Source organism: Streptomyces sp. NPDC093260 (assembly GCF_040683715.1).
GTDB lineage: Bacteria > Actinomycetota > Actinomycetes > Streptomycetales > Streptomycetaceae > Streptomyces > Streptomyces sennicomposti.
This window is the reverse complement of the sequence record NZ_JBFBEK010000007.1, coordinates 264,343-290,511: the sequence shown is the minus strand read 5'-3', so window position 1 is coordinate 290,511 and position 26,169 is coordinate 264,343. Positions and strand designations below refer to the sequence as shown.

At 73.0% G+C, this 26,169-nt stretch carries 26 protein-coding genes; 14 read left to right on the top strand and 12 right to left on the bottom strand.

Annotated features, from left to right (window positions below; translation table 11 throughout):
• The first annotated feature begins 180 nt into the window (after positions 1–180).
• Positions 181–1,827: a phospho-sugar mutase gene (locus tag AB0N63_RS12215; protein WP_365527584.1), complete on the top strand. Its 1,647-nt coding sequence runs from the start codon at positions 181–183 to the stop codon at positions 1,825–1,827.
• Between the two features lie 152 nt (positions 1,828–1,979).
• Here the strand turns inward: AB0N63_RS12215 and AB0N63_RS12210 are convergent, their stop codons facing one another.
• Positions 1,980–2,672 (bottom strand): PH domain-containing protein, encoded by a 693-nt coding sequence (locus tag AB0N63_RS12210; protein WP_365527581.1) that lies wholly within the window; start codon positions 2,670–2,672, stop codon positions 1,980–1,982.
• A gap of 272 nt (positions 2,673–2,944) precedes the next feature.
• Between AB0N63_RS12210 and deoC the strand changes: the two genes are divergently transcribed.
• From deoC to AB0N63_RS12195, 3 genes are read left to right on the top strand one after another with little or no spacing between them, the layout of a single operon-like run.
• A complete protein-coding gene (deoC, locus tag AB0N63_RS12205) occupies positions 2,945–3,901 on the top strand; it encodes a deoxyribose-phosphate aldolase (RefSeq protein WP_365527636.1) in 957 nt (318 codons plus the stop codon).
• A 6-nt stretch (positions 3,902–3,907) separates the two neighbouring features.
• The gene (locus AB0N63_RS12200; protein ID WP_365527578.1) at positions 3,908–5,338 is read left to right on the top strand and encodes an aldehyde dehydrogenase family protein; all 1,431 of its coding nucleotides are present in this window, start codon (positions 3,908–3,910) and stop codon (positions 5,336–5,338) included.
• Positions 5,331–6,218 carry an aldehyde dehydrogenase family protein gene (locus AB0N63_RS12195; RefSeq protein WP_365527575.1) on the top strand — a complete coding sequence of 296 codons (888 nt, stop codon included), beginning with the start codon at positions 5,331–5,333 and terminating at the stop codon, positions 6,216–6,218. The genes AB0N63_RS12200 and AB0N63_RS12195 overlap by 8 nt, the downstream gene beginning before the upstream one ends.
• Positions 6,219–6,324: 106 nt before the next feature.
• Here AB0N63_RS12195 and AB0N63_RS12190 read toward each other — a convergent pair whose 3' ends face one another.
• Positions 6,325–6,723 carry a hypothetical protein gene (locus AB0N63_RS12190; RefSeq protein ID WP_365527572.1) on the bottom strand — a complete coding sequence of 133 codons (399 nt, stop codon included), beginning with the start codon at positions 6,721–6,723 and terminating at the stop codon, positions 6,325–6,327.
• Positions 6,724–6,850: 127 nt separating this feature from the next.
• Between AB0N63_RS12190 and AB0N63_RS12185 the strand changes: the two genes are divergently transcribed.
• Positions 6,851–7,486 (top strand): uridine kinase, encoded by a 636-nt coding sequence (locus AB0N63_RS12185; RefSeq protein ID WP_365527570.1) that lies wholly within the window; start codon positions 6,851–6,853, stop codon positions 7,484–7,486.
• A gap of 256 nt (positions 7,487–7,742) precedes the next feature.
• Here the strand turns inward: AB0N63_RS12185 and AB0N63_RS12180 are convergent, their stop codons facing one another.
• Positions 7,743–8,495, bottom strand: coding sequence for a SigE family RNA polymerase sigma factor (locus tag AB0N63_RS12180; RefSeq protein ID WP_365527568.1), 753 nt, complete (start codon positions 8,493–8,495; stop codon positions 7,743–7,745).
• A gap of 192 nt (positions 8,496–8,687) precedes the next feature.
• Here AB0N63_RS12180 and afsQ1 point away from each other — a divergent pair, with 192 nt between their 5' ends.
• From afsQ1 to AB0N63_RS12155, 5 genes are all read left to right on the top strand, one after another.
• Positions 8,688–9,365: a two-component system response regulator AfsQ1 gene (afsQ1, locus tag AB0N63_RS12175; protein ID WP_009190312.1), complete on the top strand. Its 678-nt coding sequence runs from the start codon at positions 8,688–8,690 to the stop codon at positions 9,363–9,365.
• The gene (locus tag AB0N63_RS12170) at positions 9,362–11,035 is read left to right on the top strand and encodes a HAMP domain-containing sensor histidine kinase (RefSeq protein WP_365527565.1); all 1,674 of its coding nucleotides are present in this window, start codon (positions 9,362–9,364) and stop codon (positions 11,033–11,035) included. The genes afsQ1 and AB0N63_RS12170 overlap by 4 nt, the downstream gene beginning before the upstream one ends.
• Positions 11,032–11,667, top strand: a complete 636-nt coding sequence (locus AB0N63_RS12165; protein ID WP_365527562.1) for a hypothetical protein — start codon at positions 11,032–11,034, stop codon at positions 11,665–11,667. The genes AB0N63_RS12170 and AB0N63_RS12165 overlap by 4 nt, the downstream gene beginning before the upstream one ends.
• A 195-nt stretch (positions 11,668–11,862) precedes the next feature.
• Positions 11,863–12,444, top strand: a complete 582-nt coding sequence (locus AB0N63_RS12160) for a VanZ family protein (RefSeq protein ID WP_365527560.1) — start codon at positions 11,863–11,865, stop codon at positions 12,442–12,444.
• 64 nt (positions 12,445–12,508) lie between these two features.
• Complete coding sequence (locus tag AB0N63_RS12155) at positions 12,509–12,712, top strand: PspC domain-containing protein (protein ID WP_365527558.1); 204 nt, start codon at positions 12,509–12,511, stop codon at positions 12,710–12,712.
• A 137-nt stretch (positions 12,713–12,849) separates the two neighbouring features.
• On the opposite strand, the gene AB0N63_RS12150 is transcribed toward AB0N63_RS12155, so the two are convergent.
• Together AB0N63_RS12150 and AB0N63_RS12145 are read right to left on the bottom strand one after the other, a co-directional pair.
• On the bottom strand, positions 12,850–13,197 hold the full coding sequence (locus AB0N63_RS12150; protein ID WP_365527555.1) for an ATP-binding protein: 348 nt from the start codon (positions 13,195–13,197) through the stop codon (positions 12,850–12,852).
• 125 nt (positions 13,198–13,322) lie between these two features.
• On the bottom strand, positions 13,323–14,486 hold the full coding sequence (locus AB0N63_RS12145) for an adenosine deaminase (RefSeq protein WP_365527552.1): 1,164 nt from the start codon (positions 14,484–14,486) through the stop codon (positions 13,323–13,325).
• Between the two features lie 159 nt (positions 14,487–14,645).
• On the opposite strand from AB0N63_RS12145, the gene AB0N63_RS12140 reads away from it, so the two are divergent.
• On the top strand, positions 14,646–15,407 hold the full coding sequence (locus AB0N63_RS12140; protein ID WP_365527550.1) for an alpha/beta hydrolase: 762 nt from the start codon (positions 14,646–14,648) through the stop codon (positions 15,405–15,407).
• Between the two features lie 86 nt (positions 15,408–15,493).
• Here AB0N63_RS12140 and AB0N63_RS12135 read toward each other — a convergent pair whose 3' ends face one another.
• Entirely contained in the window at positions 15,494–16,465 is a 972-nt protein-coding gene (locus tag AB0N63_RS12135; RefSeq protein WP_365527548.1) for a LysR substrate-binding domain-containing protein, read from the bottom strand.
• 63 nt (positions 16,466–16,528) lie between these two features.
• Here AB0N63_RS12135 and AB0N63_RS12130 point away from each other — a divergent pair, with 63 nt between their 5' ends.
• Together AB0N63_RS12130 and AB0N63_RS12125 are read left to right on the top strand one after the other, a co-directional pair.
• A complete protein-coding gene (locus AB0N63_RS12130; protein WP_365527546.1) occupies positions 16,529–17,845 on the top strand; it encodes an MFS transporter in 1,317 nt (438 codons plus the stop codon).
• Between the two features lie 131 nt (positions 17,846–17,976).
• Positions 17,977–18,993: a sigma-70 family RNA polymerase sigma factor gene (locus tag AB0N63_RS12125; RefSeq protein ID WP_365527544.1), complete on the top strand. Its 1,017-nt coding sequence runs from the start codon at positions 17,977–17,979 to the stop codon at positions 18,991–18,993.
• Here the strand turns inward: AB0N63_RS12125 and AB0N63_RS12120 are convergent.
• Entirely contained in the window at positions 18,877–19,152 is a 276-nt protein-coding gene (locus tag AB0N63_RS12120; RefSeq protein WP_365527634.1) for an STAS domain-containing protein, read from the bottom strand. The genes AB0N63_RS12125 and AB0N63_RS12120 overlap by 117 nt on opposite strands.
• Before the next feature lie 278 nt (positions 19,153–19,430).
• Here AB0N63_RS12120 and AB0N63_RS12115 point away from each other — a divergent pair, with 278 nt between their 5' ends.
• A complete protein-coding gene (locus AB0N63_RS12115; protein ID WP_365527541.1) occupies positions 19,431–20,354 on the top strand; it encodes an AEC family transporter in 924 nt (307 codons plus the stop codon).
• 76 nt (positions 20,355–20,430) lie between these two features.
• Here the strand turns inward: AB0N63_RS12115 and AB0N63_RS12110 are convergent, their stop codons facing one another.
• The 5 genes from AB0N63_RS12110 to AB0N63_RS12090 all read right to left on the bottom strand — a co-directional run bounded on the left by AB0N63_RS12110 (position 20,431) and on the right by AB0N63_RS12090 (position 26,152).
• Positions 20,431–21,708: a thymidine phosphorylase gene (locus tag AB0N63_RS12110; protein ID WP_365527632.1), complete on the bottom strand. Its 1,278-nt coding sequence runs from the start codon at positions 21,706–21,708 to the stop codon at positions 20,431–20,433.
• A gap of 109 nt (positions 21,709–21,817) precedes the next feature.
• A complete protein-coding gene (locus tag AB0N63_RS12105; RefSeq protein ID WP_365527539.1) occupies positions 21,818–22,219 on the bottom strand; it encodes a cytidine deaminase in 402 nt (133 codons plus the stop codon).
• Entirely contained in the window at positions 22,216–23,502 is a 1,287-nt protein-coding gene (locus tag AB0N63_RS12100; protein ID WP_365527537.1) for an ABC transporter permease, read from the bottom strand. The genes AB0N63_RS12105 and AB0N63_RS12100 overlap by 4 nt, the downstream gene beginning before the upstream one ends.
• Positions 23,499–24,629 carry an ABC transporter permease gene (locus tag AB0N63_RS12095; protein WP_365527534.1) on the bottom strand — a complete coding sequence of 377 codons (1,131 nt, stop codon included), beginning with the start codon at positions 24,627–24,629 and terminating at the stop codon, positions 23,499–23,501. The genes AB0N63_RS12100 and AB0N63_RS12095 overlap by 4 nt, the downstream gene beginning before the upstream one ends.
• Positions 24,626–26,152, bottom strand: a complete 1,527-nt coding sequence (locus AB0N63_RS12090; RefSeq protein WP_365527629.1) for an ABC transporter ATP-binding protein — start codon at positions 26,150–26,152, stop codon at positions 24,626–24,628. Before AB0N63_RS12090 ends, AB0N63_RS12095 begins: the two co-directional genes overlap by 4 nt.
• Between the last annotated feature and the right edge of the window lie 17 nt (positions 26,153–26,169).

The window sequence follows — 26,169 nt, the reverse complement described above, 5'->3', positions numbered from 1 at the left end:
CGCCGCGTACTGCGGTCCCTCCTCCGCCCGCGAACGGAACTCCCCACCCCATGTCCGTGGGCGGCGGGCTGGACGTACCACCACGGCCCCGCCCCCCGGCGCCCCCCGACGCACCCCCGGCACCGAACCAGCACCGCCCCCCACCGGCACCGCACCACCACACGAGAGGCTGACGCAATCGTGCACGACGACCTCATCGCACGGGCCAAGGCATGGCTCGCCGAGGACCCCGACGCGGACACCCGCGCGGAACTCGCCGCCCTCATCGAGGCGAACGCCACCAAGGAACTCGAAGCCCGCTTCGCCGGCACCCTCCAGTTCGGCACCGCCGGCCTCCGGGGCGAACTCGGCGCCGGCCCCCTGCGCATGAACCGCTCCGTCGTCATCCGCGCCGCCGCCGGCCTCGCCGCGTACCTCAAGAAGCAGGGCGTCCCCCACGGCGACGGCACGGCCGGTCTCGTCGTCATCGGCTACGACGCCCGCCACAAGTCCGCGGACTTCGCCCGCGACACCGCCGCCGTGATGACCGGCGCCGGCCTGCGCGCCGCCGTACTGCCCCGACCTCTCCCCACCCCGGTCCTGGCCTTCGCCATCCGGCACCTCGGCGCGGTCGCCGGCGTGGAGGTCACGGCCAGCCACAACCCGCCCCGCGACAACGGCTACAAGGTGTACCTGGGCGACGGCTCCCAGATCGTCCCGCCCGCCGACGCGGAGATCGCGGCCGAGATCGACGCGATCACCACCCTCACCGCGGTCCCCCGCCCGGACTCCGGCTGGGAGACCCTCGGCGACGACGTCCTGGACGCCTACCTGGCCCGTACGGACGCGGTCCTCGCCGCGGACTCCCCGCGCACCGCCCGCACCGTCTACACGGCGATGCACGGCGTCGGCAAGGACACCCTCCTCGCCGCCTTCGCGCGCGCCGGCTTCCCGGAGCCGGTCCTCGTCGCCGAGCAGGCCGAGCCGGACCCGGACTTCCCGACGGTCGCGTTCCCCAACCCGGAGGAGCCCGGCGCGATGGACCTGGCGTTCGCGAAGGCCCGGGAGACGGACCCGGACCTGGTCATCGCGAACGACCCGGACGCGGACCGCTGCGCGGTGGCCGTCAGGGACGGCGCCGACTGGCGCATGCTCCGCGGCGACGAGGTCGGCGCGCTGCTCGCCGCCCACCTGGTGACCCGCGGCGCGCGCGGCACGTTCGCGGAGTCGATCGTGTCGTCGTCCCTGCTCGGCAGCATCGCCGGGAAGGCGGGCCTGCCGCACGAGGAGACCCTGACGGGCTTCAAGTGGATCGCCCGCGTCGAGGGCCTGCGCTACGGCTACGAGGAGGCCCTCGGCTACTGCGTGGACCCGGAGGGCGTACGCGACAAGGACGGCGTCACCGCCGCGCTGCTGATCACGGAGCTGGCGTCGCAGCTCAAGGAGGAGGGCCGTACGCTGCCCGACCTCCTCGACGACCTTGCCGTGGAGCACGGCCTGCACGCCACGGACCAGCTCTCGGTCCGTGTGGAGGACCTGTCCCTGATCGCGGACGCGATGCGCCGTCTGCGCGAGCGGCCCCCGACGGAGCTGGCGGGCCTGACGGTCACCCGGACCGAGGACCTGACGCAGGGCACGGACACGCTCCCGCCGACGGACGGCCTGCGCTACACGCTGGACGGCGCCCGGGTGATCGTCCGCCCGTCGGGCACGGAGCCGAAGCTGAAGTGCTACCTGGAGGTCGTGGTCCCCGTACCCACCCGGGCGGACCTGGCCCCGGCACACGAGAAGGCGACGACCCTGCTGTCGGCGATCAAGAGGGACCTGTCGACGGCACTGGGCATCTGACCCTGTGGGGGGCGGGCGCGCTGCCCGCGTCCGCCCCCGCAGCTCAGCCCACCCGCACAAGGGCAGGCGCGCCCCGCAGCGCGGTTCCCCACACAGCTCAGCCACCCGCCGGGGCAGGCGCCCGGAACACCCGCCCGCCCCCGGGGCTCACCTCAGCCGATCACCAACAGAACGACCAGCACGAGCATCCCGGCCACAGCGGGCCCGAGGATCTCGTAGGCCCACCGCACGGTCACCTCGCCCTGCGCGCTCTCCGCGTCCTCGCGTGCCTCGTGCAGCTCGCGCAGATCGGCCATGAACTGGTCGCCCTCGGCCCTGATGGGCTCCCCGGCAAAGCCGCCCCCGCTCAGCCCGCGGGTGCTGCCGGTGCGCCCGAGCACACCGCCCCGGCCCCCGAGACCGACGGCCCCCGTACCGCGCTCGCCCGCGGCGGCGGCCCGCGCCTCCTGCCGGGCGGCCCGCTTGCGCGCCCGCAGGGAGACCGGCACGGCCCACATCTGGTACTTGTCGCCGGACTTGGTGAGGACCTCGTTGGAGTACCCGGAGCGCAGGGCGGCGATCTGCCCCCAGGGCAGCACGATCAGACGGAACGGGTTGCGCACGCGCAGCCGGTCGGAGTTGACGTGCACGGCGGGGCGCAGGGTGAAGGCGACGACGAGCGGCACCGCGAGGATCATCCCGGCGAGCGCGAGCCAGGGGGTGCGGCCGCCGCCGGTGACCATGGCGTCGAAGCCGAGCCACAGGACGAGGGCGAGCAGCACGACGCCGCCGACGACACCTCCGGTCGACCGGTTGACCCGGTCCTTGTACTCGGGGGCGGGGGGCTCGTGCGCGGGCGTCGTCATGGTCCCGATTCTGCACGCCCCCGCCGCACCACCGCACACCCACCCACCCCGCCGCACCGTCCCACCGCACGACACGCACCGGATCGCGCCCGCCCACCGTGCCGCACCGCCCCCACCGCACACCGCGCACCAGCTCCGGAACCGGCACCGGCCCGCACACCGCACCCACCCCCGAAGCTCGCCCCTCCCCACCCCGTCCCGCCCCACCGCACCCCGTCTCACCCCAGGGGCTGTACAGCCGCTACGCGCGTAGATATGCTCACCTGGTGACCATGCCCACCACCCTCACCGCACCGGCCCTGGCCGACGTCACGGCGTCCGACAGCTCGCTGCGCCGCTTCCTGCACGGGCTGCCCGGCGTGGACGCGGTCGGCCTGGAGGCGCGCGCCGCCGCCCTCGGCACCCGTTCCATCAAGACCACCGCGAAGGCGTACGCCATCGACCTCGCCATCTCGATGGTCGACCTGACGACGCTGGAAGGCGCGGACACCCCGGGCAAGGTCCGGGCGCTCGGCGCCAAGGCGGTGCACCCGGACCCCACGGACCGCACCACGCCCACCACGGCCGCCGTCTGCGTCTACCCCGACATGGTGGCCGTCGCCAAGGAGGCCGTCGCCGGCTCCGGCGTGAAGGTCGCCTCGGTGGCCACCGCCTTCCCGGCGGGCCGCGCGGCCCTCGACGTCAAGCTGGCGGACGTGCGCGAGGCCGTCGCCGCCGGCGCGGACGAGATCGACATGGTCATCGACCGCGGCGCGTTCCTGGCCGGCCGGTACCTCAAGGTGTACGACGAGATCGTCGCCGTGAAGGAGGCCTGCGGCACGAGCGCCCGGCTGAAGGTCATCTTCGAGACCGGCGAGCTGTCGACGTACGACAACATCCGCCGCGCCTCCTGGCTCGGCATGCTCGCCGGGGCGGACTTCATCAAGACCTCCACCGGCAAGGTCGCCGTCAACGCGACCCCCGCCAACACCCTGCTGATGCTGGAGGCGGTGCGCGACTTCCGCGCCCAGACCGGCGTCCAGGTGGGTGTGAAGCCGGCCGGCGGCATCCGGACCAGCAAGGACGCGATCAAGTTCCTGGTCCTGGTCAACGAGACCGCGGGCGAGGACTGGCTGGACAACCACTGGTTCCGCTTCGGCGCCTCCTCGCTGCTGAACGACCTGCTGATGCAGCGGCAGAAGCTGGCCACCGGCCGCTACTCCGGTCCCGACTACGTGACGGTGGACTGATCCCCCATGGCTTTTGAGTACGCACCCGCCCCCGAGTCCCGCGCGGTCGTCGACATCGCGCCCTCGTACGGGCTGTTCATCGACGGCGAGTTCACCGAGGCGGCCGACGGCAAGGTCTTCAAGACCGTCTCCCCCAGCACCGAGGAGGTGCTGTCCGAGGTCGCGCAGGCGGGCGAGGCGGACGTGGACCGCGCGGTGCGCGCGGCCCGCGAGGCGTTCGCCGCCTGGTCGGCGCTGCCCGGCTCGGAGCGCGCGAAGTACCTGTTCCGCATCGCGCGGATCATCCAGGAGCGCAGCCGTGAGCTGGCGGTGCTGGAGACGCTGGACAACGGCAAGCCGATCAAGGAGACCCGCGACGCGGACCTCCCGCTGGTCGCGGCGCACTTCTTCTACTACGCGGGCTGGGCGGACAAGCTCGACCACGCCGGCTTCGGCGCGAACCCGCGTCCGCTGGGCGTGGCCGGCCAGGTCATCCCGTGGAACTTCCCGCTGCTGATGCTGGCGTGGAAGATCGCCCCGGCTCTCGCGACCGGCAACACGGTCGTCCTGAAGCCCGCCGAGACGACGCCCCTCTCCGCCCTGTTCTTCGCGGACATCTGCCGCCAGGCCGGCCTCCCGAAGGGTGTCGTCAACATCCTCCCGGGCTACGGCGACGCGGGCGCGGCGCTGGTGGCGCACCCGGACGTGAACAAGGTGGCGTTCACCGGCTCCACGGCCGTCGGCAAGGAGATCGCCCGCACGGTCGCGGGCACGGACAAGAAGCTCACCCTGGAGCTGGGCGGCAAGGGCGCCAACATCGTCTTCGACGACGCCCCGATCGACCAGGCCGTCGAGGGCATCGTGACCGGCATCTTCTTCAACCAGGGCCAGGTGTGCTGCGCGGGCTCGCGGCTGCTGGTCCAGGAGTCGGTCCACGACGAGCTGCTGGACTCCCTCAAGCGCCGCCTGGGCACGCTGCGCCTGGGCGACCCGCTGGACAAGAACACCGACATCGGCGCGATCAACTCCGCCGAGCAGCTGGCCCGGATCACCGCGCTCGCCGACCGGGGCGAGGCGGAGGGCGCCGAGCGCTGGTCGCCGGCGTGCGAACTGCCCACATCGGGCTACTGGTTCGCGCCGACGCTGTTCACGAACGTCACCCAGGCGCACACCATCGCCCGGGACGAGATCTTCGGCCCGGTGCTGTCGGTGCTCACCTTCCGCACTCCGGACGAGGCGGTCGCCAAGGCCAACAACACCCAGTACGGCCTGAGCGCCGGCATCTGGACCGAGAAGGGGTCGAGGATCCTCGCCGTCGCGGGCAAGCTGCGCGCGGGCGTGATCTGGTCCAACACGTTCAACAAGTTCGACCCGGCCTCGCCGTTCGGCGGGTACAAGGAGTCGGGCTTCGGCCGCGAGGGCGGCCGCCACGGCCTGGAGGCGTACCTCGATGTCTGAGCGACTTTCTGTCTTCAAGACCTACAAGCTGTACGTCGGCGGGAAGTTCCCGCGTTCCGAGAGCGGCCGGGTGTACGAGGTGACGGACTCGAAGGGCAACTGGCTGGCCAACGCACCGCAGTCCTCCCGCAAGGACGCCCGCGACGCGGTCGTGGCCGCCCGCAAGGCGTTCGGCGGCTGGTCCGGCGCGACGGCGTACAACCGGGGCCAGGTCCTCTACCGCGTCGCGGAGATGCTGGAGGGCCGCAGGGCGCAGTTCGTCCGCGAGGTCGCCGACGCGGAGGGCCTGTCGAAGTCCAAGGCCGCCGAGCAGGTGGACGCGACGATCGACCGCTGGGTCTGGTACGCGGGCTGGACGGACAAGATCGCGCAGGTGACCGGCGGCGCCAACCCGGTCGCGGGCCCGTTCTTCAACCTGTCCTCGCCCGAGCCGACCGGTGTGGTGGCGGTGCTGGCCCCGCAGGAGTCGTCCTTCCTCGGCCTGGTCTCCGTCGTCGCCCCGGTGATCGCGACCGGCAACACGGCGGTCGTCGTGGCCTGCGAGAAGGCCCCGCTGCCCGCCCTCTCCCTCGGCGAGGTGCTGGCCACCTCGGACGTGCCCGGTGGCGTGGTCAACGTCCTGTCCGGCCGTACGGCGGAGATCGCGGCGCCGCTGGCCGCGCACCAGGACGTCAACGCGATCGACCTCGCGGGCGCCGACGAGGCGCTGGCGAAGGAGCTGGAGATCGCGGCGGCCGACAACCTCAAGCGCGTGCTGCGTCCACAGCCTGTGGACGACTGGACGGCGACGCCGGGCACCGACCGGATGACGGCGTTCCTGGAGACGAAGACGGTCTGGCACCCGACGGGCTCGCTCGGCGCCTCCGGTTCCTCGTACTGACCCGCGCCGCGGACCGGAGAAGCCGCACCGCAGACCGGAGAGCCGCGCCTCCCCTCCGTCCGGGGGAGACGCGGCTCTCCGCTGTCGTGCGCGCCTGCGGGGCGCGTCAGCGCAGCGCCCCGGCCGCCCGGCCGACGACGGGAACCGCGCCGACCGACGGGGCCTCGGCCACCGGCCCGGTGAGCTGCTGGGAGCTGACCGGCCGGAAGTCGGCGACCTGGGTGCCGACGCCGTTGTCGAGCGGGTCCACGCCGGTGCCGGCCAGCGGGTTGGGCTTGAGGCCGGCGACCGCTCCGGTGGTGTGCCCGACCGCGCCGGTCACCGCCCCCGCCGCCGCCTGCGTGTCCATCTCGCCCCGGGTGAGCGGCCCGCGCACGCCCTCGGCGGCCGGTGCCGGGGCGGCGGCGGCCGTCGCCGCACCCGCGCCCAGGGCGGCCCCGGCGGCCGCGACCGCGATCAGGACGCGCCGTGCGGTGGACTGGGGGGTGGACGCGTGTCGGGCCATTGCTGATGCCACCTTCTGCTGCGCTCGGTAACGGAATCTGCGCACAGGGTAGTTGAGACGCAGCCCACGCATCAAAGCCGACCCGCGGGGTCGGCAGGGACGCCACCATGCGTCAAACTGGTCTTCCGTGAGCCTTCATCCCCCGTCCCCCGCCCGCGTCGTGCTGCTGTGCGGCCCCTCGGGCTCGGGCAAGTCCCTGGTCGCCGCCCGTTCCGGGCTGCCCGTGCTGCGCCTCGACGACTTCTACAAGGAGGGCGACGACCCCACGCTTCCGGTGGTGGCGGGGAGTTCGGACATCGACTGGGACCACCCGGCGTCCTGGGACGCGGACGTGGCGGTGGCGGCGATCAGCAGTCTGTGCGCGACGGGCAGCACGGGCGTTCCCGTCTACGACCTCTCGCGCAGCGCCCGCGTCGGCGAGAACACGCTGCACATCGGCCGTACGCCGCTGTTCATCGCGGAGGGGATCTTCGCCGCCGAGATCGTGGACCGCTGCCGCGAACTGGGGCTGCTGGCCGACGCGCTGTGCCTGACCCGCGGTCCGGTCACCACGTTCCGCCGGCGGTTCCTGCGGGATCTGAAGGAAGGCCGCAAGTCGGTGCCGTTCCTGCTGCGCCGCGGCTGGCGGCTGATGCGCGCCGAGCGGTCGATCGTCGCCCGCCAGGTCGCCCTCGGCGCCCACGCCTGCGACCGGGACGAGGCGCTGGGCCGCCTGGCCGCGGCAGCGGCGGGCCGCCGCCCCCAGACCCGTACGGCCGCCTGACCCGAGCCGGCCGTCGCGCCTGCCGTGAGCGCGCCACGGCTCGTCGGCCGCCGCGCGCCGTACCACCGTCGCGGGGGCCGGGCCGCACGCGGAGCGGGACCGTACGGCCCCCCGGCCGTCCGGTCCCGCTCCCCTGGTGCTCCCCCACTTTCCCCCGTGGCCCCCCGGTACCGCTCCCCCACTCCCCCCGTGGGCTCCCCTCGGTACCGCTCCCCCCGTGCTTCCCCCGTGTTCCCCCCCCGTACCCCCGGCTCGCTCAGGCGACGAGCTCGCCGAAGGACTCCTCCTGGTCACGGCCGAAGCTGAGGACCTCGTCCTCGCGCAGCCGGCGCAGCGAGCGCCAGATGCTGGACTTCACCGTGCCGACGCTGATGCCGAGGATGTCGGCGATCTCCGGGTCCGTGCGGCCCTCGTAGTAGCGCAGGACCAGCATGGTGCGCTGGAGTTCGGGCAGCCGGGCCAGCGCCTGCCACAGGACCGCGCGCAGCTCGGTGCCGCGCATCGCGTCCGTGTCGCCGGGCGTCTCGGGCAGTTCCTCGGTCGGGTACTCGTTGAGCTTGCGGCGCCGCCAGGCGCTGATGTGCAGGTTGGTCATGGTGCGGCGGAGGTATCCGCCGACGGCCGCCTTGTCGCTGATCCGGTCCCACGCCCGGTAGGTCGAGAACAGCGCGCTCTGGAGCAGGTCCTCGGCCTCGAACCGGTCGCCGGTCAGGTGGTAGGCGGTCGCGTACAGGGAGGCGCGGCGCTCCTGGACGTAGGCGGTGAACTCCGCCTCCGACCGGGTGCGGCGCTCCTCCGTGGCCTCCCCGTACGCGCTTCCCCCGTACGCGCCCCCGGACGTCTCCGCCGGACACGCGTCCACCACCGTCATATAGGTGGTGTGCTGACGCCCGGCGCCACGAGCGCACCCCCGCACACTCTGTGCGGCGCCGGACTTCTCCGGATGCCGGGTCACGTCGTGCAGACGCGTGACCACTGCGCTGGTGCTGTTGCTGTGCAGCGTGTTCATCTCGCGCCCCCCGTCGTGGAGTTCCGGAATCCGTGTCGCTTCCTTGCCTGTGCCGAGAATCCTTCCGCCGCCACTTCATGGCCGTGTCCGCCGACTGTCACAGACCTGTCACAGGGGTCCGGTCGCCGCGGGGGCGGGGCGGTGACCACGGGGTGTCGAAACCCCGGGCCCGGATGGGCCAGAATGAGCCCCGTGCCTTCCCTGTTGCTGATCGAGGACGACGACGCCATCCGGACGGCCCTGGAGCTCTCTCTGACGCGCCAGGGACACCGGGTGGCCACCGCTGCCAGCGGCGAGGACGGTCTGAAGCTGCTGCGCGAGCAGCGGCCGGACCTCATCGTCCTGGACGTGATGCTGCCCGGCATCGACGGCTTCGAGGTGTGCCGCCGCATCCGGCGCACGGACCAGCTGCCGATCATCCTGCTGACCGCGCGCAGCGACGACATCGACGTGGTGGTGGGGCTGGAGTCCGGTGCGGACGACTATGTCGTCAAGCCCGTGCAGGGGCGGGTGCTGGACGCCCGGATCCGGGCCGTGCTGCGGCGCGGCGAGCGGGAGGCGACGGACTCGGCGACCTTCGGCAGCCTGGTCATCGACCGTTCGGCGATGACGGTGACGAAGAACGGCGAGGACCTCCAGCTGACCCCGACCGAGCTGCGGCTGCTGCTGGAGCTGAGCCGGCGGCCCGGTCAGGCGCTGTCCCGGCAGCAGTTGCTGCGGCTGGTGTGGGAGCACGACTACCTCGGTGACTCGCGGCTCGTGGACGCCTGTGTGCAGCGGCTGCGCGCCAAGGTCGAGGACGTCCCCTCGTCCCCGACGCTGATCCGTACGGTGCGCGGGGTCGGCTACCGCCTGGACGCGCCTCAGTGACGACGACGCGAGGGGGGCTCCGCGGCTGGCTCGCGGGGCGTGGCAAGGCACTGTCCGGACTGCGGTTCACGAGTCTGCGGCTGCGGCTCGTCGTCGTCTTCGCCCTGGTGGCGCTGACCGCGGCGGTGTCGGCGTCGGGGATCGCGTACTGGCTCAACCGCGAGGCGGTCCTCACCCGCACCCAGGACGCGGTGCTGCGGGACTTCCAGCAGGAGATGCGCAACCGGGCGGGCACGCTGCCGGTGCACCCGACGCAGGACCAGTTGCAGCACATCGCCGGGCAGATGGCCAACAGCAGCCAGCGGTTCAGCGTGCTGCTGGTGGGCGAGGACGCCGGCGGCCGTGCGGTGTACGGCACATCGGGCGGCCTGAGCGGCTTCGCGCTGGAGGACGTGCCCCTGTCGCTGCGCACCGCGGTGAACAAGCAGCAGCCCGTGGACTCGGGCAACAAGTCGCCGTACCACCTGTACTGGCAGCGGGTGACCGAGCACGGCACCCCGTATCTGGTGGCCGGCACCCGGATCATCGGCGGCGGGCCGACCGGTTACATGCTCAAGTCGCTGGAGCCGGAGGCCAAGGACCTCAACTCCCTGGCCTGGTCGCTGGGGGTGGCCACCGCGCTGGCGCTGGTCGGCGCGGCGCTGCTGGCGCAGGCCGCGGCCACCACGGTGCTGAAGCCGGTGCACCGGCTAGGGATCGCCGCGCGCCGGCTCGGCGAGGGCCGGCTCGACACCCGGCTGCGGGTCTCCGGCACGGACGAACTGGCCGATCTGTCGCGGACGTTCAACAAGGCGGCCGAGGCACTGGAGAAACGTGTCGCCGACATGGCCGCCCGGGACGAGGCGTCCCGGCGGTTCGTCGCCGACATGAGCCATGAGCTGCGCACACCGCTGACCGCCATCACCGCCGTGACGGAGGTGCTGGAGGAGGAGCTGGAGTTCGAGGGCGGCGGCTTCGACCCGATGATCGAGCCCGCGGTGCGGCTGGTGGTCAGCGAGACACGGCGGCTGAACGACCTGGTCGAGAATCTCATGGAGGTCACCCGCTTCGACGCGGGCACGGCCCGGCTGGTCCTGGACGACGTGGACATCGCCGACCAGATCACCGCCTGCATCGACGCCCGGGCCTGGCTGGACGCGGTGGAGCTGGACGCCGAGCGCGGCCTCCACGCCCGCCTCGACCCGCGCCGCCTGGACGTCATCCTCGCCAACCTCATCGGCAACGCCCTCAAGCACGGCGGCTCGCCGGTCCGGGTCTCGGTGCGCGAGGAGGGCGGCGCGGGAAGCGGCGACAGCGTCGAGAGCGGTGGGGGCAGCGAGTCGCCGGAGCCGGGGTGGATCGTCATCCAGGTGCGCGACCACGGCCCCGGCATCCCCGAGGACGTGCTGCCGCACGTCTTCGACCGGTTCTACAAGGCGAGCGCGTCCCGGCCGCGCTCCGAGGGCAGCGGTCTGGGTCTGTCCATCGCCCTGAACAACGCGCACATCCACGGCGGCGACATCACCGCCGCCAACTCGCCCGAGGGCGGCGCGGTGTTCACCCTGCGGCTGCCCAGGGACGCCTCGACGCTCACCGAACGGCCCGCCGAGGACGACGGCGACGACAGCACGAGCGGCGGCAGGGCGAAGAGCGGCGGTACGGACCAGGGGCCGAAGGGAGGCGCCCGATGACGGCACGGAACGAGCGCCGGCGCGGACTCCCGTGCGGGCGCGCGCTGCTGGCGCTGCCCGCGCTGGCCCTGCTGCTGGCCGGGTGCGGCATCCGGCCCACCGAGGTGCCCACCGACTTCGGCGGCGCGCCCTCGCGGGTGCCCTGTTCGCTGACCCAGCCCGACCGGGCCACACAGGCCGAGCGCGGGGTGCCCGTACAGGTGTTCCTGCTGTGCGGCTCGTCGCTGGCCACCGTGGACCGCGTGGTGCGGGTGCCGGAGGGCACGGCGGACGCGCGGCGGCGGGTGATCGTGGCGCAGGGGCTGCTGGAGCAGTTGGCCGCGCGGCCCTCGGCGAGCGAGCAGGCCGCCGGGTACACGACGCACGTCCCGCGCGGTCTGTCCGTCGCCGGGCCGCGTCCCAAGGACCCCGAGGACACGCTCCGGCTGGGCGTCGCCCCGGCCGCGCTGTCCGCGTACGCGCTCGCGCAGATCGTGTGCACGCTGTCGGACTCGGCGGCGGCCGAGGGCGACGGCTCGGTGGTCCTCGGCGGCCCCGACGGCGCCGCGCCGCGCCGCTACGCGTGCACGGACGATCTGCGCTCGCGCCCCGGTGCCATGAAGCCGCCGTCCACGGAGGCGACCGCCGGGTAGGCGCGGCGGCGCGGGGCGGCCCGCCCGGGTGGGGTGGGGGCCCGGCACACCCGGAGTCGTGTGCGGCCCGCGCGTGCCGCGGTGGTCGCGCGGTGCGCTCCACGCACGGTGCGGTGTGGGCCGGTGTGGTGTGCGCCTCATCGTCCGGGGCGTGGTCTCGGAACCGGGCGAGCGGATGGCTGCGTCTTGGGTGGCGTGCAGCGTCAAGGCTCCATCGGCGGCAGCGCCGCGACCCGCGTCCGCGTGACAGGAGGTGTCCTCCTCGTCGCCCATCTCGCGTTCGTCGCCTGGCTGATGCTGCGTCCGCTGGACGTCCCCTGGGTGATGCCCGCCAATCTGCGTCCGTTCACCACCATCCGCGCCGATCTGGCGCTGGGCGGCCACCAGGCGGTCCGGCGGATCGGGGAGGGACTGGGGCTGCTGGCGCCGCTCGGCGTGCTGCTGCCGCTGGCGCACGGCCGGCTCGGTGTCTCGGCCTTCGGCTCGCTCGTCCGCACGGTCGCCGCGGGCGCCATGGTCTCGCTGGGCATCGCCCTGTTGCAGACCGGGGTGCCGGGCCGGGTGGTGGACGTCGACACACTGCTGCTGAACACACTCGGGGTCGCCCTGGTCCATCTCGCGGCCGTCCCCGCGCTCCGCTCCCGGCTCCGCCGCAGGGCCGAGCGGCTGGACGGTCCCGCCGTGCGCCAGGAGGACGCGGCTCAGGGTCGGACCCCGACGATTCCCAGGGTCGGCATCGCCCCATGGAGTGACGCTTTGCCCCCTTCGTCTCCGTAGCGTGGATGTCAGACGGGGCGCCGACAGAAAGCCCCGCACCACGACGGTCCACGGAGGCATCACGATGAACGCCCTTGTCCGCCCCACCCACGGCCGCGTCATCGGCGGAGTGTGCGCCGCCCTGGCCCGGCGCTTCGGCACCTCCGCGACGACGATGCGGGTGATCTTCCTGGTCTCGTGCCTGCTGCCGGGACCGCAGTTCCTGGTCTACCTGGCGCTGTGGATCCTGCTGCCCTCGGAGGACAAGGCCGCCCGCACGGCCTGGTAGTCGGCCTCCCGCACGGCCTGACAGACACCGGGCGCGTACGCCGCCGGGGCGCACCCTGAAGCGAAGGGCGCGCCCCGGCGGCGTGTCGGCGCCTACGACGGCTCGGCGCCGGCAGGGGCACCGGCGCCGACGACGGTTCAGCCGAGGGGGAAGCCGTTCACCTGCACGCCGTTGGTGGGCATGCTCTGCACCGGCATGCCGCCGAGCAGCCCGGTGACCGGCTCGACCGGGCCGTGCTGGAGGTTGCGGGCGGCCGGCTGGGCGGCGGAGAGACCCGAGCCGAGCACGGGCTCGGCCTGGTCCAGCGCGCGGCCGGCCCCGGGCAGCTGGGCGACGTTCCCCGTCGGCAGCTCCTTGGCGACGGCGCCCAGCGCCTGACCGGCGTCCGGCACGGCCGGCGCGGCGTTCGCGGCGCCCGCGCCGACGGCGGCGAAAGCGGCGCCGAGAGCGGCGACACCGAGGGTCTTGGCAGCAGACTGCTTCATGAAAACGCGTCCTTGACTGAGACGGGGGACTGAGCGGTTCTCGACCGTAAGCACGGCCGCCCGTCGCCCGCAAACAGCGGAATGCGGACGGACGGTGAAGGCGGCCGGCCGTCCCCGTTTCCCGGTCATCCCCCGAATGGCGAGGAACCGCTGGTGGGCGCGGTCTGCTTAAACAGCCATTCGGATTTCAGCGCCGCGTATCCCGGCTTGATCACATCATTGATCATCGCCAGACGTTCATCGAAAGGAATGAAGGCGGACTTCATTCCGTTGACGGTGAACCATTGCAGGTCGTCGAGTGTGTAGCCGAAGGCCTCGACAAGATGCTCGAATTCCTGACTCATACTCGTGTGGGACATAAGCCGATTGTCCGTATTTACGGTGGCCCGGAAATGCAGTCGGCGCAGCAGCCCGATCGGATGTTCGGCGTACGAGGCCGCCGCGCCGGTCTGGAGGTTGGAGCTGGGGCACAGCTCCAACGGGATGCGCTTGTCGCGGACGTAGGAGGCCAGCCGCCCGAGCTCGACCGTGCCGTCCTCGCCGACGGTGATGTCGTCGATGATGCGCACCCCGTGCCCGAGCCGGTCCGCGCCGCACCACTGGAGCGCCTGCCAGATGGACGGCAGCCCGAAGGCCTCCCCGGCATGGATGGTGAAGTGGTTGTTGGCCCGCTTCAGGAACTCGAAGGCGTCCAGGTGCCGGGTGGGCGGGTAACCGGCCTCGGCGCCCGCGATGTCGAAGCCGACGACGCCCGAGTCCCGGTGGCGGTCGGCGAGTTCGGCGATCTCCAGGGAGCGCGCCGCGTGCCGCATCGCGGTGAGCAGGGCGCCGATCCGGATGCGCCGCCCGTCGGCGAGGGCGGCCCGCTCCCCTTCCCGGAACCCCTCGTTGACGGCCTCCACGACCTCCTCCAGGCTCAGCCCGCCCTCCAGGTGCTGTTCGGGGGCGTAGCGGACCTCGGCGTAGACGACGCCGTCGGCGGCGAGGTCCTCGGCGCACTCGCGGGCGACCCGGACCAGGGCGTCGCGGGTCTGCATCACGGCGACGGTGTGCGAGAAGGTCTCCAGATAGCGCTCCAGGGAACCGGAGTCGGCGGCCTCGCGGAACCACAGGCCGAGTTTGTCCGGTTCGGTGTCGGGGAGTCCGGAGTACCCGCAGTCACGGGCGAGTTCGACGACGGTGCCCGGGCGCAGGCCGCCGTCCAGGTGATCGTGCAGCAGGACTTTGGGCGCCCGGAGGATCTGGTCCCGGCTCGGTGTGTTTCCCGCGGGGGCAGTCTGGCTCGTCATTGGCGCACTCTAACTCCTACGCGCGTAGAAAGCGCCGTGCCCGAGCCGTGCGGAACGCGGTCCGTTCACACCCCGACTTCTCCCGGGCGGAATTGTCGATACGCAACGGTGACCGCCCGGACGGGTGGCGTACACCGGCCTTTCTGACACTGTTCTGTCATGGCACAGCAAGCGACGCCGGTTCGCACGGCCCGGCTGGGGAGGACGCTCGGCCCGGGGCCGACGACGGTGAGCGGGGCGGTGCTGCTGCTCCCCGGCGGACAGGAGGTGTCCGACCGAAGACCGTCCCCGCTGCTGGCGACCGCCTCGGTGCACGCGCTGGGACGCCGGCTGGTGCGGGCCGGCCGCGCGGAGGGCCTGGCCGCCCATGTGGTGCACTACCGCTACCGCGGCTGGAACGGCAGCGAGGAGCATCTCGCCCGCGACGCCGCCTGGGCGGTGGACGAGGTCGTACGGCGCTACGGAGACGTCCCGGTGTGTCTGGCCGGCGTGGACATGGGCGGCCGGGCCGCGCTGCGCGCGGGCGGCCACGAGGCCGTCAGCTCGGTGGTGGCGATCGCCCCCTGGCTGCCCGAGGACGACGTCGCCGCCTCCCCCGAACCGGTGAAGCAGCTCGTCAGGCGCCAGGTGCTCATCGTGCACGGCACCAACGACGCGCGCACCGACCCCGAACTGTCCTTCCGGTTCGCGGCGCGGGCGAAGAAGGCCAACCGTGAGGTGTGCCGGTTCGAGGTGCACGCGGACGGGCACGGGCTGCGCCAGTACCGCGACGAAGTCGCCGCGCTCGCCACCGACTTCATGATGGGGACGCTGTTCGGGCGGGCGCTGTCCCGCCCGGTGCAGGACGCGCTGGCCGCGCCGCCGCCACTGGGCCTCCGGATGCCGCTGGCGGCGGGGTTCGGTAAGTCGCTGAGCTGGTAGGGACGTCCGGGCCGGCCGAGGCGCCCGGCCGGTCGTGCCGGGCCGGCACGACCGGTCGCGGTGGCGGCCCCGCCCCGGCACGACGGTCACGGCAGCAGGCGGCCCCGGCGGGAGAGCAGGAACTTCTTGAAGGCGGCCACCGGGGGCGTGTCCGGGTGGCCCTCCAGCCAGGCCACGCCGATCTCGCGCACCGCGCGCGGGGCGGTGACCGTCAGTTCGGCGACACCCGGGCGGGGCACGGCGGGCGGCGGCAGCAGGGCCACCCCGAGACCGGCCGCCACCAGTCCGCGCAGCGTCTCCGCCTCCTCGCCCTCGAAGGCGATCCGGGGCGTGAACCCGGCCGCGCGGCACAGGTCGTCGGTGATCCGGCGCAGCCCGTAGCCGGGCTCCAGGGTCACGAACACCTCGTCGGCGGCCTCGGCGAGACGGATGCGGCGGCGGGTCGCCAGACGGTGGTCGGCCGGCACGACCAGGCGCAGCTTCTGCTCGTCCAGCCGCCGCGCGACCAGGTCGGGGGCGTCCGGGACGGGCGAGGTGAGGCAGAGGTCCAGCTCGCCGGCGCGCAGCCGCTCCAGCATGGCCTCGCCGTAGTTCTGGACCAGGCTGAAGCGGACGCGGGGATGGTCGGCGCGGAAGGCGTGGATGAGCCCGGGTACGGTCTCGGCGCCCATGGTGTGCAGGAAGCCGAAGGCGACCTTGCCGGTGGCCGGGTCGGCGTCCGCGCGCACCTCCTCGGCGGCGCGTTCGATCTCGGCGAGGGCGCGCTCCACGGAAGCGAGGAAGGTGCGGCCGGCGGGGGTGAGGGCGACGGTGCGGCCCCGGCGGGCGAAGAGGTCGACACCGAGGTCCTGTTCGAGCCGGACCATGGCGCGCGACAGGGTCGACTGCGGGACCCGCATCTCCTGCGCGGCCCGGGTGACGTGCTCGGTGCGGGCGACGCCGGCGAAGTGGGCGAGACGCGGCGCGAGCAGCAGCGCGATCTCCTCGCCGCCGTCTTCGATGACTTCTGTGTCACCGGACGGTGACAGACGAGACCGTGACCTGTGCTGATGCGCCATGGGAACGATTATGACGAGTTCGTGCATTGGACGGATGACGAGCGCCGTCCCTACGGTCGATGCATGTCTCCCGCCGATACCGGGGCGTCCGCCGTCGTGGGCGCCGCACCGCAGCCCCTCGCCGAGCCCCAGTCCCCCGCCGAGTCCCCTGCCGAGCAGCGGACCGCCGACTCCCGGATGACGCCGGGCGGCCCCGGCTACCGCCGGATGAGCCTCGCCCTGTTCCTCGCCGGGGTCGCGACCTTCGCGCTGCTGTACTCCACGCAGGCGCTGCTGCCGCTGATCTCCGCCGAGTACGGGGTGGCGGCGAGCGAGGCGAGCTGGACCGTGGCGGCGGCGACCGGGGGGCTGGCGCTGTTCGTGCTGCCGATGAGCGCCCTGTCGGAACGTTTCGGCCGCCGTACGGTGATGACGGCCTCGCTGGCGGTCGCGGTGGCCGTCGGGCTGCTGGTGCCGTTCGCGCCGTCGCTCGGCGCTCTGGTGGTGCTGCGGGCCTTGCAGGGCGCCGCGCTGGCGGGTGTGCCGGCCTCGGCGCAGGCGTACCTCGCGGAGGAGGTCCGGCCCAAGGCCCTGGTCACGGCGATCGGTCTGTTCGTGGCCGGCAACAGCGTGGGCGGGATGAGCGGCCGGGTCGTCACCGGCTGGGTGGCGCAGGAGTGGGGCTGGCGGCCCGCCGTCGCAGTGGTCGGCGTGGTGGCGGTGCTGTGCGCGGTGGCGTTCAGGATGCTGCTGCCGGCGCCGCGGCACTTCACGCCGGGATCGCTGCGGCCGCGGGTGCTGGCGGGCACGGTCCGCGACCATCTGTCGGACCCGCTGCTGCGGCGGCTGTACGCGATCGGCGCGCTGTTCATGACGGTGTTCGGCGGCGTCTACACGGTGATCGGCTACCGCCTGACCGAGGCGCCCTTCTCGCTGCCGCAGGGCATCGTCGGCTCGATCTTCCTGGTGTACCTGGTGGGCACGGTGTCGGCCTCGGCCGCGGGGCGGCTGGTGAGCCGGCTGGGCCGCCGGGGCGCCCTGTACCTGGCGGGCGCGACGACGGCCGCGGGGCTGCTGCTGTCACTGCCGGACTCGGTGGTGCCGGTGCTGCTCGGCCTGGTGCTGATCACGGCGGGCTTCTTCGCCGGTCACGCGGTGGCCTCCTCGGCGGTCAGCCGGACGGCCGTCCACGGCCGGGCGCAGGCCTCGGCGCTGTACCAGTCGGCGTACTACATCGGCTCCAGCGTGGGCAGCACGGTCGGGGCGACCGCCTTCCACGCCGAGGGCTGGTCGGGGACGGTCGGTGTGGGGCTGCTGGCGGTGCTGGGCGTGGCGGCGATCACCGTCCTCGGCTCGCGGGCGGCCCGGGTCGCGGCGCGCCGCACGCCGGCGTCCGCGTGAGTCGTATCCTCCGCTGACCTGCTGGTTCGTCCGCTCCGGGGGCCGTTGTCAGTGGCCTGCGCTAGCTTTTCGAACTGCCGGGCGCGACGACGTGCCCGGAACGCAACGGCCACAGGGGCGGGTGGACGACGATGGGCGACGGCACGGCGACGGTGACCGACCTCGGGATGGAACTGGAGAAGTACCGGGTCGAGCTGACCGGCTACTGCTACCGCATGCTCGGCTCGTCCTTCGAGGCGGAGGACGCGGTCCAGGACACCCTGGTGCGGGCCTGGCGCAGCCACGACCGGTTCGAGGGCCGGTCGAGTCTGCGGTCCTGGCTGTACCGGATCGCGACCAATGTGTGCCTGGACCTGCTGTCGGCGGGCAACAAGCGGGCACGGCCGATGGACCTGACCGAGTCGACGCCGCTGGCACAGGCCGCGCTGGCGCCCCGCCCGGACAGCACCTGGCTGGAGCCGATGCCGGACGGCCGGGTGCTGCCGTCGGCGGAGGACCCGGCGCAGGCGGCGGTCGCCAAGGAGTCGGTGCGGCTCGCCTTCATGGCCGCGCTCCAGCAGCTGCCGCCCAAGCAGCGGGCGGTGCTGATCCTGCGCGAGGTGCTGGCCTGGAGGGCGAGCGAGGTCGCCGAACTGCTCGGCACGACGGTCGCCTCCGTCAACAGCGCCCTCCAGCGGGCGCGGGCCACACTCGCCGAGCGCGAGGACCAGGGCGTGCGGGCCGAGGTGTCCGATCCGCTGGACGAGGAGCAGCAGCGGCTCCTGGAGCGCTATGTACGGGCTTTCGAGGGGTACGACATGACGGCGCTGACCGCGCTGCTGCACGAGGACGCGGTGATGACGATGCCGCCGTTCGACCTGTGGCTGACCGGCTCCGCCGACATCACCGGCTTCATGTCTACCCTGGGCGCCTCCTGCGCGAACTCCCGGCTGCTGCCGGTGCGGGCCAACGGGCTGCCCGGCTTCGCCCACTACAAGCCGGACCCGGACAAGGGCGGCTTCACGCCGTGGGCGGTGCAGGTGCTGGAGATATCACAGGGGCGGATCACCGGGTTCCACTGCTTCCTGGACACGAGCCGGTGGTTCCCGCTGTTCGGGCTGCCGCTCCACCTCGAAGGGGAGGCCGACCAGGTCGAGCAGGCCCAGTAGCGCGGGGTCGGGGTCACGCAGGCGTATCCCTCCCCCGGCGCGCAGGGCGGCGAGCCGCAGCCGCGCCAGCAGCTCCACGGCGCCGAGACCGGGCGGCCCCAGCCCGCCCACGTCGCACACCACGACCCGGGCGCGGCTCGCGGCCAGCAACCGCCCCACGTCGCCGCACAGCCCCCGCACGTCTTCCCGGGGGACGGGGCCGGCGAGCACGAGCACAGGCGGGGGCACGGGGAGGGCTGCGGGTACGGCGGGTGTCTTGGCGTCCACGGTCTACAGACCGCGCACCGAAGCACAACTCATCGGGCGCGCGGGGAGAGCGACGGGGTGGAGATCACGTTGACCTGCCGCCCGCGCCGACCCGAGGGTGACTGCATGACCCATGGATCAGCACCGCCCCGGATACCCGACGGCATCCGTCCCCTCCGGAAGGGGGCCGAGTGCGGGGGGTGCTGACCGGGTTCGCGGTCATCGCGGTGGTGATCGGCGTCGGCTACGCGATCGGACGGCGCGGCTCCCTCGGCGCGCAGGGCGGGGAGGTGCTGACCAGGCTGGCGTTCCATGTGGCGACCCCGGCGCTGCTGTTCACCACGCTGGCCCGCGCGGACCTCGCGGTGGTCTTCTCCAGTCGGCTGCTGGTGACGGCGCTGAGCACGGCGGCGGCAGCGGGCGTCTTCGTGGCGGTGGGCGTCGCACGGCACTGGGGCGTGGGCCGCACCACGATCGGCGCCCTGTGCTCCAGCTACGTCAACTCGGGCAACCTCGGCATCCCGATCGCCGCGTACGTCCTCGGGGACGCCTCGCTGGTGGCGCCGGTGCTGCTGTTCCAGCAGATCGTGGTGACGCCCGTCGCGCTGACGGTGCTGGACCTGACCGGCGCGGGCGAGAAGGGCGGCCCGCTGTGGCGGCAGCTGCTCATCCCGCTGCGCAACCCGATCGCGGTGGGCGCGCTGAGCGGAGTGCTGGTCTCAGCGACGGGCTGGACGGTGCCCGGACCGGTGCTGGAGCCGCTGACCCTGATCGCGGGCATGTCCGTCCCGGCGGTCCTGCTGGCCTTCGGCATCGCCCTGCACGGCAGCGCGGCCCCCGGCCGGGGCCGGGACCGGCAGCCGGTGCTGCTGTCCGTCGCCCTGAAGTCGGTGGGCCAGCCGCTGGCCGCGTGGGCGCTGGCGGCCGGTGTCTTCGGCCTGCACGGCGCGCCCCTGCTGGACGTGGTGGTCACCTCGGCCCTCCCCGCCGCACAGAACCTCTTCACCTACGCCAGCCGCTACCGGGTCGGCGAGACCCTGGCCCGCGAGTCGATCCTCCTGTCCACCCTGCTCTCGGTCCCGGTCCTGGTGGCGGTCGCGGCGCTGCTGGGGTGAGGGGCGGCGGCCGAAAGCCGGACGGGGCCGGTGGCGGACCACCGGCCCCGTCCGAGGCGGAAGGCGACGCTCCTGGTCAGGCGATGCGTTCCAGGACGACCGGGTTCGCCGTGAAGGGCGTGCCCGTGGGGGCGATGTCGTAGGAGCCTTCCGTGGCCTGGAGGGCGTAGTCGAAGCGGTCCGGGGTGTCGGTGTGGAGGGTCATCAGGGGCTGGCCGGCCGTGACCGTGTCCCCGGGCTTGGCGTGGAGTTCGACGCCCGCGCCCGCCTGCACCGGGTCCTCCTTGCGGGCCCGGCCCGCGCCGAGGCGCCAGGCGGCGACGCCGATGTCGTAGGCGTCCAGGCGGGTCAGGACCCCGGTGGACGGGGCCGTGATCACGTGCTGTTCCCTCGCGGTGGGCAGGACCGCGTCCGGGTCGCCGCCCTGGGCCGCGATCATCCGGCGCCAGACGTCCATGGCCGAGCCGTCGGCCAGGGCCTTGGCCGGGTCGGCGTCCTTGAGACCGGCCGCATCGAGCATCTCGCGGGCCAGGGCCAGGGTCAGTTCGACCACGTCGGCCGGGCCGCCGCCGGCCAGGACCTCGACCGACTCGCGGACCTCCAGGGCGTTGCCCGCCGTCAGGCCCAGCGGGGTGGACATGTCGGTCAGCAGCGCGACCGTCTTCACGCCGTGGTCGGTGCCGAGGCCGACCATCGTGGAGGCCAGCTCCCGGGCGTCCTCGACGGTCTTCATGAAGGCGCCGGAGCCGACCTTGACGTCCAGGACCAGCGAACCGGTGCCCTCCGCGATCTTCTTGGACATGATGGAGGAGGCGATCAGCGGGATCGCCTCGACCGTTCCGGTCACGTCGCGCAGGGCGTAGAGCTTCTTGTCGGCGGGGGCGAGGCCGTCGCCCGCCGCGCAGATCACCGCGCCGACGCCGTCGAGCACCGACAGCATCTCCTCGTTGGACAGCAGGGCGCGCCAGCCGTGGATCGACTCCAGCTTGTCGAGGGTGCCGCCGGTGTGGCCGAGGCCGCGGCCGGACAGCTGCGGGACGGCCGCGCCGCAGGCGGCGACCAGCGGGGCCAGCGGCAGGGTGATCTTGTCCCCGACGCCGCCGGTGGAGTGCTTGTCGGCAGTCGGGCGGGACAGCGCGGAGAAGTCCATGCGCTCGCCGGAGGCGATCATCGCGGCGGTCCAGCGGGCGATCTCCCGGCGGTCCATGCCGTTGAGCAGGATGGCCATGGCGAGCGCGGACATCTGCTCGTCGGCGACCTCCCCGCGGGTGTACGCGTCGATGACCCAGTCGATCTGCTCGTCGCTGAGCGCGCCGCGGTCCCGCTTGGTGCGGATGACGGAGATGGCGTCCATGGCCATGGGTTCGGTTCCTTCCGGTGGTGCGAAGGGGGGAGAGAAGGGTGAGGCCGGGAAACGAGTGCGGCCCCTCCGGCCGGGACGGGCGCGGAGGGGCCGCACGGTCTCACTTGGCGAGGTGGTCCGGGCCGAAGGCCTGCGGCAGCATCGCGGACAGCGGCAGGACGCCCTCGGGGGTCTCCAGCAGCAGGTCCGGCCCGCCGAACTCGTAGAGCAGCTGGCGGCAGCGCCCGCACGGCACCAGGATCTCGCCGCGGCCGTCCACGCAGGTGAAGTGGGTCAGCCGGCCACCGCCGCCGTTCTGCAACTGGGAGACGAGACCGCACTCGGCGCACAGGCCGACCCCGTAGGAGGCGTTCTCGACGTTGCAGCCGGTGACGGTGCGGCCGTCGTCGACGAGGGCGGCGACGCCGACCGGGTAGCCCGAGTAGGGGGCGTAGGCGCGGGACATCGCCGCGCGCGCCTCCTCGCGCAGTGCCGCCCAGTCGACCGTCGTCTCCTGTGTCACTTGCCCTGTCCCTTCCGGTAGCGCAGTCCGTCCGCCTTGGGCATCCGCAGCCGCTGCGCGGACAGCGACAGCACCAGCAGGGTGACGACGTACGGGGTGGCGCCCACGAAGTCGCTGGGGACCTCGTCGGTGAACAGGTACCAGACCAGGACGAGCACGGCCATGACGGCGCTGATGACACCCTGCCACAACGCCTTCCGGTAGAGCTTCCAGCCGGCCAGCGCGGCCAGCAGCACGACCAGCAGAAGCAGCAGCGCGTGCACGGTCTCGCCGCCGTTGCGCAGCTGGAGCGCGTCGGAGAAGCCGAACAGGCCCGCGCCCATCGCCAGGCCGCCCGGACGCCAGTTGCCGAAGATCATCGCCGCGAGGCCGATGTAGCCGCGGCCGCCGGTCTGGCCCTCCAGGTAGGTGTGCGAGGTGACCAGGGCGAGGAAGGCGCCGCCGAGTCCGGCCAGACCGCCGGAGACGGCCACGGCCGCGTACTTGTACGTGTAGACGTTGACGCCGAGGGACTCGGCGGCGACCGGGTTCTCGCCGCAGGAACGCAGCCGCAGTCCGAACGGGGTGCGCCACAGCAGCCACCAGCTGCCGGCGAACAGCACCACGGCGAGGATCGTCACCACGGACAGGTTGGTGACCAGGCCGCCGAGGATGCCGGCGAGGTCGGAGACCAGGAACCAGTGGTGCTTCTCCAGCGACGCGAGGCCGTCGGAGAGGCCGGGCACGGTGACGTGCGGCAGGGTGTCCGCGGGCGGCGACTGCTTGGGGTTGCCACCCGCCTCGGCCGCCTTGCCGTCGGCGAAGAACAGCTTGGCGAGGTACTGGGTGGCGCCGAGGGCGAGCAGGTTGATGGCGACACCGGAGACGATGTGGTCGACGCCGAAGGTGACGGTGGCGACGGCGTGCACGAGGCCGCCGAGGACGCCGAAGCCGATGCCGCACAGCAGACCGAGCCAGGGGCTGGACTGCCAGCCGATCCAGCCGGCGCCGAAGGTGCCGAGGATCATCATGCCTTCGAGGCCGATGTTGACCACGCCGGACCGCTCGGACCACAGGCCGGCGAGGCCGGCGAGGCCGATCGGGACGGCGAGGCCGAGCGCGGCGCTGATCTGGCCGGCCGAGTCGAGCTGGTCGGCGCCGGTGATCACGCGGACGGCGGCGACGAGCAGCAGGGCGCCGGCGACGATCATCAGGATCTGGCCGGACGAGCGCCCCGAACGCTGCTTTCCGGCGCCGGCCGTGGGGGCGGCGGGCGGCGGCGCGTCGGTCATCGTGGCAGTCATCCCGCCACCTCCTGCTTCGTCTGAGGAGCAAGGGCCTGGGCGGCGAGTTCGGCGCCGACCCGCTGCTGCTGGCGCTTGAGGCCGTAGCGGCGCACGACCTCGTAGGCGATCACGACGCACAGGACGATGACGCCCTGGATCACGCCGAGGATCTCCTTGTCGTAGCCCTGGAACTCCAGGTGGTTCGTGGTGCGCTCCAGGAATCCCCACAGCAGGGCGCCGAGCGCGATGCCGATCGGGTGGTTGCGGCCGAGCAGCGCGATGGCGATGCCGGTGAAGCCGATGCCCGCCGGGAAGTCGTTGCTGAACTGGTGGCTGTCGTTGAGCAGGGTCGGCATGCCGATCAGACCGGCGACCGCGCCCGAGATGACCATGCTGGTGGCGATCATCTTCTTCACCGACACACCGCTGGCGGCGGCCGCGCTCTCGGACTGACCCACGGTGCGCAGGTCGAAGCCGAAGCGGGTGCGGCCGAGCAGGAACCAGTAGGCGACGCCGACGATCGCGGCGACCACGATGAAGCCCCACAGCTCACCGGCCGGGCCGGCGTCGATGGTGAAGAAGTACGACGACGTGGGCAGCGGCTTGGTGGAGACCAGCGTGCCGCCCTGCTGGAGCTCGCCGAGCTTCCCGGGCTGGAGCAGGTAGGCGATGATCGCGGTGGCGATCGAGTTCAGCATGATGGTCGCGATGACCTCGCTGACGCCGCGGGTCACCTTCAGGACGCCGGCGACGGCGGCCCACAGGGCGCCGGTGGCCATGGCGCACAGGATGATCAGCGGGACGGCGATCCAGCCGGGTGCGCTGAGCGCCCCGCCGAGGACGGCGGCCACGAACGCGGCGAGCCGGTACTGGCCGTCGACGCCGATGTTGAACAGGTTCATCCGGAAGCCGATGGCGACGGCGACGCCGGCGAGGTAGTACGTCGTCGCCTTGTTCAGGATGTAGACCTGGCTGTCGCTGGCGGAGCCGTAGGTCACCATGTCGCTGAAGGCGTCGAACGGGTTCTTGCCGGTCGCGAGGATCACCAGCGTGGTGACGACGAGCGCGGCCACGACCGCCAGCAGCGGCGCCGCGATCCCGAGGAGCAGCCGCTCCTTGTCGATGCGTGAGGTCAGCTTCTTCATCGCTCGTCGTCCTCTGTCTGCTCCAGGTGGCCGGTCGCGGCGCCCGTCATGGCGGAGCCCAGCGCCTCGGGGGTGACCGTGGCGGGGTCGGCGTCGGCGACCAGACGCCCGCGGTACATCACCCGCAGGGTGTCGGACAGCCCGATCAGCTCGTCCAGGTCCGCGGAGATCAGCAGCACGGCCAGGCCCTCGCGGCGGGCCTCGCGGATGTGGTCCCAGATCGCGGCCTGCGCGCCGACGTCCACACCGCGGGTGGGGTGGGCGGCGATGAGCAGCTTGGGGTGGTGGCTCATCTCGCGGCCGACGATCAGCTTCTGCTGGTTGCCGCCGGACAGCGAGGCCGCGGTGACGTCGATGCCCGGGGTGCGGACGTCGTACGCCTCGACGATCCGCTGGGTGTCGGCGCGGGCTCCCTTGATGTCCAGCAGGGGACCGCGCGAGTTGGGCCGCTCGGCGACGTGGCCGAGGATGCGGTTCTCCCACAGCGGCGCCTCCAGGAGGAGGCCGTGGCGGTGGCGGTCCTCGGGGATGTAGCCGATGCCGGCCTGGCGGCGGTCGCGGGTGGAGACGTGGGCGATGTCGGCGGCGTCCAGCGTGACGGTGCCGGACTCGGGCCGCCGGATGCCCATGATGGCCTCGACCAGTTCGGACTGGCCGTTGCCCTCCACGCCGGCGATGCCGAGGACCTCGCCCTTGCGGATGGTGAAGGAGACGTCGTCCAGGATGATGCGCTCGACGCCGTCCAGGTCGCTCTGGGTCAGGCGCAGGCCGTCCACCGTGAGCATCGGGACGTCCGTGACGGTGGACTCCTCGGTCTCCGGGGTGGGCAGTTCGCTGCCGACCATCAGCTCGGCGAGCTGGCGGGGGGTGGTGCCGCGGGGCTCGACGGTGGCGACGGTGGTGCCGCGCCGTATGACGGTGATGTCGTCGGCGACGGAGAGGACCTCGCCCAGCTTGTGGGAGATGAAGATGACGGTGAGGCCTTCGGCCTTCAGCTCGCGCAGGTTGTCGAAGAGGGCCTCGACCTCCTGCGGCACGAGGACGGCGGTCGGCTCGTCCAGGATGAGCGTCTTGGCGCCGCGGTAGAGGACCTTGAGGATCTCCACGCGCTGGCGGTCGGCGACGCCCAGCTCCTCCACCAGGACGTCCGGTCGGACGTTCAGGCCGTAGGCGTCGGAGATCTCCTTGATCCGGGCGCGGGCCCTGCCGCCGATGCCGTACGCCTTCTCCGCGCCGAGGACGACGTTCTCCAGGACGGTGAGGTTGTCGGCGAGCATGAAGTGCTGGTGGACCATGCCGATGCCGCGGGCGATGGCGTCACCGGGGTTGTTCAGGACGACCTGTTCGCCGTTGACCGTGATGGTGCCCTCGTCCGGCTGCTGCATGCCGTAGAGGATCTTCATCAGGGTGGACTTGCCGGCGCCGTTCTCACCGCACAGCGCGTGGACGGTGCCGGTGCGGACGGTGATGTCGATGTCGCGGTTGGCGACGACGCCGGGGAAACGCTTGGTGATGCCGCGCAGTTCGACGGCAGCGGGAG